This window comes from Kitasatospora sp. A2-31 (assembly GCF_022288725.1).
In the GTDB taxonomy this organism is placed as follows: domain Bacteria; phylum Actinomycetota; class Actinomycetes; order Streptomycetales; family Streptomycetaceae; genus Kitasatospora.
The window spans coordinates 1-6,133 of the sequence record NZ_JAKNTA010000064.1; the positions used below are offsets into that span (position 1 = coordinate 1).

Genomic DNA, 6,133 nt, shown 5'->3' on the forward strand with positions numbered 1-6,133 from the left:
AAAGGAGGCCCGCCATGGCCTGGATTCTCTTCCTCATTCTGGTCGCGATCATCCTCGGGATCATCGGCGTGGCCGCGGACGGCCTGCTCTACCTCCTCGTCATCGGCATCGTCGTCTTCCTCGTCGCCCTGGTCCTCGGCGGCACACGCCTGCGCAACGGCCGGTCCCTTCGCTAGTGCCTGCACGAGGGCGGCTGCGCACGGTCAGGCACGCGGACGCGATCAGGCACGCGGAGCGCCACCGTCCGCCGCCAGGCGCGTGAGCCACTCACGCAGCAGGCGCTGCTCCGCGTCGCTCAGGACATCGGACTCGTCGGGGAGGGCGGCGCGCAGCGCGCGGGCCGCCGCGGCGGGACCGGGCTCCGCGGCGGGGAACGCCGGCTCGGCGCGGGTGACGGCCGCGACCATGGCCTCACGCAGGACGGTCAGCAGCGCCGGATTGCGGCGGTCCGCGGGGGTGGAGTGCCAGGTGGTGACCGCGCCCTGGCCGGTTGCCCGGATGATCTGGGCGGCCAGTTCCTCGTCGACCCGCAGCCACCCGCCGGCCGCCAGCCGACGCACCCGCTCATCGAGGATCTCCAGGCCGGCGCGGTGGGCCGCGTCCGAGCCCCGGCCGGTGGCCCGGTTCATCACCGCGAACAACTCGGGGCGGCAGACCCCGAACTCGACCACCACGTCCCAGCCGCGACGCAGCTCCTCCACCGGGTCCTGCGGGGCGGGGTCGAGCTGGGCGCGCTTCCTCGCCAGGAACTGCGCGTAGCCGTGCTCGGCGACGGCTTCGAGGAGCCCCTCCTTGTCGCCGAAGAGGCGGTAGATCGCCGGCGGCTGCATTCCGGCCGCGGCGGCGACGGCGCGGGTGCTGACCGCGTCCGGGCCGCCGCTCTCCAGCAGCTCGACGGCTGCCTCGACGATGCGGCGCCGAGGGTTGTCGGTTGAGTCGCGCATGACCATGAACCAATGGTAGCGAAGACCTGTTTCCACCGGAATTTCCAGTGTTACTGTTTGAGTGATTCCACTGGAAACATCGTCGGGAGAACCCCATGATCATCGTTACCGGAGCCACCGGAAAGCTCGGCCGCCGCACCGTCGAACATCTCCTGGAGCACGTCCCCGCCGACCGTGTCGGCGTCAGCGTCCGCGACCCCCGCAAGGCCCAGGACCTCGCCGACCGCGGCGTCCGGGTCCGGCAGGGCAGTTTCGACGACCCCGACTCGCTCGGGCACGCCTTCGAAGGAGCCGAGCAGCTGCTCCTCGTCTCCCTCGACCGCACCGGCGAGGAGTGCGTCAGCGGTCACCGTGCCGCCATCGACGCCGCCGTGAAGGCCGGGGTCGGGCGCATCCTCTACACCAGCCAGATGGGCGCCGCCCACGATTCCCGCTTCCAGGCCTGCCGGGACCACGCCCAGACCGAGGACCTGCTACGCGCCACCGGCCTGCCCTGGACGGCGCTGCGCAACGGCTTCTACGCGGCCAGCGCCCTGCAGTTCCTGGAGCCCGCGCGCCGCACCGGCGACATCGCCCTTCCCGCCGACGGCCCTGTCGCCTGGACCGGCCACGACGACCTCGCCGAGGCCACCGCGGCGATCATCCTCGGTGAGGGCCGGTTCGACGGGCCCACCCCGCCGCTCACCGGCCCGGCGGCACTCGATTTCGACGCCGTCGCCGACATCGCGTCGCAGATCACCGGACGGCCCTTCACCCGCACCGTCGTCCCCGAAGACGCCTTCCGCGAGCAGGTCCTGGCGCACGGCGCCCCGGCCCCGATCGCCGACCTGATGCTGAGCATCTTCGCAGCGGCGCGGGACGGCGAGTTCGCCGCGGTCGACCCGACGTTGGCCGGGCTGATCGGGCGGGAGCCCGCCGCCTTCCGCACCCAGTTGGAGCGTGCCTGGGCCGAAGAGACGGGGTGCGCGGACGCACCGAAGCCCTGACGGACTTCCCCGCCTCCACGACGACCGCCGGCGCCGCACCGCACCCGGCGGCCGGCCACCCGTCAGCCGTGTCGACGACCCTGCGAGTCGACACAGCCGGCGGGCGGCCGGGTCTGCGGCACGGCGACGGACGCCTCAGGAGCCGTCGGCGAGCGCGGTGCGCAGGGCGTCGAGCCGGGCGGCGGCGCGGGTGGCCCAGCCGTCCCGCAACTGCAGCGGCACGCTCACCGTGACCCCGCTCTGCACCGGGTCGCGGATCTCCACCACGAACGGGTCGGCGGCGTGCAGCCGGAGGTAGGCACTGCGGCCGGCCTCCGGCCAGTCGGTGGCGGAGCCGTCCGGCAGGGCGCCGTCCTCCTCGGCCGCGGCGCGGGCGGCGAGGTAGCCGGCGAGGTCGGCGAGGTCGGCGTCGGTGAAGTTCAGCGGCAGGCGCGCGGTGACGAAGCCGGTCGCGATCACGATCTCTCCCGCGTGCCAGCCGTCGTAGCGTCCGCGGCGCCCCGCCTCCAGCTCCACCGTGACGCTCTGCGTCCGGTCCGCGAACCTGATCACGTCGCCGCCCATCCGCGCCCCCTCCTTCGGATCCGTCCGGCCGTCCGGGCATCCGGCCCGGCGCCGGCCCCGACATCCTGCCAGGCCCCACCGACAGCCCGGCGGCGGGGGCGCAGCGGCAGGGGCCCGGCGGCAGGGGCCCGGTGGCAGGGCGCGGCGGCAGGGGTGGGGCTGCGGACCGGGGCGGATCACGTGACGGGTCGTGACCGTCCGCCCGCGGCTTCAGCGTCACAGGGCGTCCACGAGGCCGCCGTCGACGATGAAGTCGGCGCCCGTGATGTTGGCCGCGCCGGGGCCGGCGAGAAAGACCACGAGATCCGCGACCTCCGACGGGCGGGTGAAGCGGCCGGTCACCGACCGGGCCTCGGCGGCGCGGGCCACGGCGCCGGGGTCGACGCCGCGGGACTGCCCGACCGTGGCGGCGACCCCGTCCGCGCCCCGCCACAGTGCCGTCTCCACCGGGCCGGGACCGATCGTGTTCACCCGCACACCGCGTGGCCCCACCTCCTTGGACAGGGCCTTGCAGAAGTTGGTGAGCGCGGCCTTCGCGGCGCCGTAGTCGATGACCAGCGGGTCCGGCAGGCGGGCGTTGACCGAGGAGACGGTGACGATCCGCCCCCCGCCGGCGGCGATCAGGTGCGGCAGCGCGGCGCGGGTGGCGCGGACGGCGGCCATGAGGTTGACGGTCAGGGTCCAGTCCCAGTCCTCGTCCGTCACGCTCTCGAAGCCGTCCACCCGGGGGCGCACCGCCCCGACGTTGTTCACCAGCACGTCGATGCCGCCGTGGCGTGCGGCGGCCTCGGCGACCAGGGCGGCCGGGCCGTCGGGGGTCGCGAGGTCGACCTCCACGACGGTGAGGTCCGCGCCCTGTTCGACGTGCGCGTCGAGGTCCTCGGTGCGGGTGCGTGATCCCGCGACGACGCGGCACCCCGCCGCGAGGAACGCCTCGGTGATCGCGAGGCCGATGCCGCGTCCGGCCCCGGTCACGACGACGGTCCGGCCGGCCAGGCCCGGCTCGGAGGACGGCCGTGTCATGCGCCCGTGCCGGCCCGGTGCCGGGCCTCGATGGCCTTGCCGGTGTTGGCGAAGGCCTTGGAGAGGTGGCGTTTGCCGACGGTGCCGACGACCGCGCCGAGCACGCGTCCCTTGAGGTTCTTGCCCTCGCGGACCACGACGGCGTCCACCTCGGTCGTCCCGTCGGCCTTCGGCGTGAACGTGTACGTGTGGCCCGATCGGCCGCCCCACACGTTGGAGTCGGTGGTCGTCATGACGACGCGGCGGGGGTCGGACCAGTCGTAGTGCAACCGTTCCCAGATCCCCGCCGAGCCCTCGGTGACGTCGGCGTCGTGAGGTCCCCGGTCGTGCACCTCCAGGTACTTGTCGGCGCTGTTGCCGAAGAGTTCCGAGCGCCCCGGCCCGAAGTCGGTGAGCCCGGCGACGTACTCCTCGGGTGTCGCGGCGATCGTCTGGTGCAGGTGAATCGTGGACATGAGCGCTCCCTTGCCGTGAGCAGGCCCGCTCCGAGCGTCTCTCCTCGCCATGGCGCCTGCAACAGGGCCGGTCACCGACCCCCGCCGTCCGACCGCGGTGGGTGCGCAGCGGGTACGGCGGGTGCTGTGCGGGGCTCGGCAAGAGGAGTTCGGGGGGCACCGGCTCGGCAACCGTTGCGGCTCGGAACGGGTCCTCCTCCGTGTCGGCCCGTGGTGAGGGTCGCGAACGTGGAGGGGGCTCCGTGGGCAGGGTGGCGAAGGGCGTCGGCAAGTTCCTGATCGACATGGTCGGAGAAGTGGTCGGCGAGGCGATCCTCACGCTGCTCGCCTGCGCGCTGCTGGGCTGTCTGGGCCTGATCGCCTACCTGAGCTGGTCCTTCAGCCCGCGTTTGACCGTCGCGGGCCCTCGCCGGGACGGTGCTGCGCGCGAGGGGACCACGGGAGCGGCTCCAGTCCGGCGCGCGCCGGACAGACCGCCGGCTTCCTCGCGGTGAAGCGCGACGCCGACTGACAGGACGCGTCGGCATCACCCGCGGTCCTTCGCCTGCGGCCCCGTCACCGAGCGCCCGGCCCGGTCCCGGACGGCGGATAATGTCCGGGGCCGCGGGCCGGCCGCGGCGGCGGCACCGATCGACGGAGAGGCGGAGGACGAATGACCCTGGAGGAAGGCCGACGCGTCAGGTTGGCCGAGGACCTCGGGATCGGCGAGGCAGTCGCCGGGGCGCCCGGGGCGGTCGTCGGCTTCCTCTCGCTGGGGGCCGGGATCGAGGGCACCGTCGAGCGGGTGGAGGAACTCCCGGAGAGCCACGAGGTCCGCGAGTACCGGCGACTCAAAGCGCTGTTCGAGGACTACGGGCACACCATGCCGGTGGCGAGCCGGGAGCGGCTGGAGACGGAGATCGCCACGCTGGAGCCGGAGTGGGCCGCACACCGGGAGCGGGGCACCCAGGTGACGGTCCGGGTCCGGCTGGACAACGGCCTCGTCCTCGACGGGGCGCACCAGGACATCCTCACCCCGCTGTGACGCCGTCGCGGCCGCTGGCCGGGGCCGGGCCCGGCAGCCGACTGGTCCGGATGCCGCCGTGCGGGTGCGGTGTCCCGGGACTGCGGCCACGTTGAGGGGATGGACATCGTCGTCGTGCTGGAACTGGATACGCCGACCAACGTTCGGGTCCTTCAACCCGACCGGACGCCGGCAGAGCCCGGGAAGGCGGTGCGCCGCGCGCACACCGCCCCCGCGGAAGCCTCGGGCGTGTGCGGGCCCCTGACACACTGCGGTCTGGACACCGCCGAAATGACCCTCGCTCCGTACCGCTCCGCCCGCGACCGGCCGCGCTGGCACACCTGCAGCACCTGCCGGACCACCGGAGAGAGCGCCGGAGGCCGCACCGGAGGGAGCGCCGGAGGGGGCCCCGACGGCAACGCGCCCGTCACCCCCGAGGACGGCACCCCCGAGGACCCGGCCCGCTGACCTCTGCCCCCTCCCCCTGGCCCCTCCCCCTGCCCCGTCCCCGCCCACCGCGGGGCGGGGCCGCGCCCTCGGCACCGGCCCTTGACTTCAAGTCAGCTTGAACTCCTACGGTCCTCTCATCGCCGCCGGAACCGACCGGCGGCGTCCGTCGAAGGGACCCGCCGTGACCACCGCACCCACCGCCGACACCGTCGTCCCCGACCGCTACCGCTACGCGGTCGTGCCGCACGTCATGGTCGACGACGCCGCAGCGGCGATCGACTTCTACCAGCGGGCCTTCGGCGCCGTCCAGGACGTCCGCATCGACGGCCCGGACGGGCGGATCCTGCACGCCGAGATCAGCATCGGACGTTCCGTCCTGATGCTGGGCGACGCCGGAGCGGACGCGGCCGGGGGCGCCCCCTTCAGCGCCCCGGCCGCGCTGGGCGGCACCAGCGTCGCGCTGCACGTCTTCGTCCCGGACGTCGACGCGCTCGTGGCGCGCGCCGGGGCCGCCGGCGCCGAGATCCTCCAGCCACCGACGGACATGTTCCACGGCGACCGCACCGCCGTCCTCAAGGACCCCTCGGGACACGTGTGGATCTTCCTCACCCACCTGGAGGACATCCCGGTCGAGGAACTCCACCGCCGCGCGGCCGCTGCCTGAAACGGCCGTCTCACGAGCGGGCCAGTGCCAGGACGCTCAGCCCG

Annotated in this window: 10 protein-coding genes; 6 read left to right on the forward strand and 4 right to left on the reverse strand. The window is 74.2% G+C overall.

Annotation, left to right across the window (positions count from 1 at the left end):
• Nucleotides 1-14 precede the first annotated feature (14 nt).
• On the forward strand, nucleotides 15-176 hold the full coding sequence (locus tag MCM47_RS39185; protein ID WP_238951651.1) for a hypothetical protein: 162 nt from the start codon (nucleotides 15-17) through the stop codon (nucleotides 174-176).
• Nucleotides 177-221: 45 nt separating this feature from the next.
• Here MCM47_RS39185 and MCM47_RS39190 read toward each other — a convergent pair whose 3' ends face one another.
• Complete coding sequence (locus MCM47_RS39190; protein WP_238951670.1) at nucleotides 222-950, reverse strand: TetR/AcrR family transcriptional regulator; 729 nt, start codon at nucleotides 948-950, stop codon at nucleotides 222-224.
• A gap of 89 nt (nucleotides 951-1,039) precedes the next feature.
• Here MCM47_RS39190 and MCM47_RS39195 point away from each other — a divergent pair, with 89 nt between their 5' ends.
• Nucleotides 1,040-1,930 carry an SDR family oxidoreductase gene (locus MCM47_RS39195; RefSeq protein ID WP_238951577.1) on the forward strand — a complete coding sequence of 297 codons (891 nt, stop codon included), beginning with the start codon at nucleotides 1,040-1,042 and terminating at the stop codon, nucleotides 1,928-1,930.
• A 135-nt stretch (nucleotides 1,931-2,065) separates the two neighbouring features.
• Here MCM47_RS39195 and MCM47_RS39200 read toward each other — a convergent pair whose 3' ends face one another.
• From MCM47_RS39200 to MCM47_RS39210, 3 genes are all read right to left on the reverse strand, one after another.
• Nucleotides 2,066-2,494, reverse strand: coding sequence for a DUF5959 family protein (locus MCM47_RS39200; RefSeq protein ID WP_238951576.1), 429 nt, complete (start codon nucleotides 2,492-2,494; stop codon nucleotides 2,066-2,068).
• A 216-nt stretch (nucleotides 2,495-2,710) separates the two neighbouring features.
• Nucleotides 2,711-3,517: an SDR family NAD(P)-dependent oxidoreductase gene (locus MCM47_RS39205; RefSeq protein WP_238951575.1), complete on the reverse strand. Its 807-nt coding sequence runs from the start codon at nucleotides 3,515-3,517 to the stop codon at nucleotides 2,711-2,713.
• A complete protein-coding gene (locus MCM47_RS39210) occupies nucleotides 3,514-3,972 on the reverse strand; it encodes a hypothetical protein (RefSeq protein ID WP_238951574.1) in 459 nt (152 codons plus the stop codon). Before MCM47_RS39210 ends, MCM47_RS39205 begins: the two co-directional genes overlap by 4 nt.
• Before the next feature lie 251 nt (nucleotides 3,973-4,223).
• Here MCM47_RS39210 and MCM47_RS39215 point away from each other — a divergent pair, with 251 nt between their 5' ends.
• From MCM47_RS39215 to MCM47_RS39230, 4 genes are all read left to right on the forward strand, one after another.
• Nucleotides 4,224-4,466 (forward strand): hypothetical protein, encoded by a 243-nt coding sequence (locus MCM47_RS39215; RefSeq protein WP_238951573.1) that lies wholly within the window; start codon nucleotides 4,224-4,226, stop codon nucleotides 4,464-4,466.
• A 158-nt stretch (nucleotides 4,467-4,624) separates the two neighbouring features.
• On the forward strand, nucleotides 4,625-4,996 hold the full coding sequence (locus MCM47_RS39220; protein ID WP_238951572.1) for a hypothetical protein: 372 nt from the start codon (nucleotides 4,625-4,627) through the stop codon (nucleotides 4,994-4,996).
• Between the two features lie 270 nt (nucleotides 4,997-5,266).
• Nucleotides 5,267-5,443 carry a hypothetical protein gene (locus tag MCM47_RS39225; RefSeq protein ID WP_238951571.1) on the forward strand — a complete coding sequence of 59 codons (177 nt, stop codon included), beginning with the start codon at nucleotides 5,267-5,269 and terminating at the stop codon, nucleotides 5,441-5,443.
• Nucleotides 5,444-5,675: 232 nt separating this feature from the next.
• Nucleotides 5,676-6,089: a VOC family protein gene (locus MCM47_RS39230; protein WP_238951579.1), complete on the forward strand. Its 414-nt coding sequence runs from the start codon at nucleotides 5,676-5,678 to the stop codon at nucleotides 6,087-6,089.
• Nucleotides 6,090-6,133: the final 44 nt, after the last annotated feature.

Excerpts from the sequence above, each read along its gene's own strand:
- MCM47_RS39205 (WP_238951575.1), bottom strand. The coding sequence starts at position 3,517 with ATGACACGGCCGTCCTCCGAGCCGGGCCTGGCCGGCCGGACCGTCGTC.
- MCM47_RS39195 (WP_238951577.1), top strand. The coding sequence starts at position 1,040 with ATGATCATCGTTACCGGAGCCACCGGAAAGCTCGGCCGCCGCACCGTC.
- MCM47_RS39225 (WP_238951571.1), top strand. The coding sequence starts at position 5,267 with ATGACCCTCGCTCCGTACCGCTCCGCCCGCGACCGGCCGCGCTGGCAC.
- MCM47_RS39200 (WP_238951576.1), bottom strand. The coding sequence starts at position 2,494 with ATGGGCGGCGACGTGATCAGGTTCGCGGACCGGACGCAGAGCGTCACG.
- MCM47_RS39185 (WP_238951651.1), top strand. The coding sequence starts at position 15 with ATGGCCTGGATTCTCTTCCTCATTCTGGTCGCGATCATCCTCGGGATC.
- MCM47_RS39190 (WP_238951670.1), bottom strand. The coding sequence starts at position 950 with ATGGTCATGCGCGACTCAACCGACAACCCTCGGCGCCGCATCGTCGAG.
- MCM47_RS39230 (WP_238951579.1), top strand. The coding sequence starts at position 5,676 with ATGGTCGACGACGCCGCAGCGGCGATCGACTTCTACCAGCGGGCCTTC.
- MCM47_RS39210 (WP_238951574.1), bottom strand. The coding sequence starts at position 3,972 with ATGTCCACGATTCACCTGCACCAGACGATCGCCGCGACACCCGAGGAG.
- MCM47_RS39220 (WP_238951572.1), top strand. The coding sequence starts at position 4,625 with ATGACCCTGGAGGAAGGCCGACGCGTCAGGTTGGCCGAGGACCTCGGG.